Here is a 232-nt window from a genome sequence, read left to right as displayed (position 1 = left end):
GAACTGTCTGATTGGGTTGTTACCAACAGTAAAGCTGGCTGGCGCAGTTGCAAGCTCGCAGGTGACAGAAGATAGATTGCGCGCATTTGGTATCGAGATTATTGACTTAAATTTTGCCGGTCAGCTTGATGTGTATATTGATGGTGCTGATGAAGTAAACGCGCATTTGCAACTGATTAAAGGTGGCGGCGGTGCGCTCACGCGTGAAAAAATCGTTGCCGCGGCATCGAAC

1 protein-coding gene is annotated in these 232 nt (G+C 48.3%); it reads left to right on the top strand.

All coding sequences use genetic code 11. The annotated features are described in order from the left end of the window. Nucleotides 1-232, top strand: a 232-nt coding sequence (locus AAEY75_RS17270; protein ID WP_352260414.1) for a ribose-5-phosphate isomerase A, incomplete at both ends; no start/stop codon positions are given.

The organism is Psychrobacter sp. TB55-MNA-CIBAN-0194, from assembly GCF_040309505.1.
In the GTDB taxonomy this organism is placed as follows: Bacteria; Pseudomonadota; Gammaproteobacteria; order Pseudomonadales; family Moraxellaceae; genus Psychrobacter; species Psychrobacter fozii.
This window is presented reverse-complemented; position numbering and strand designations above follow the sequence as displayed.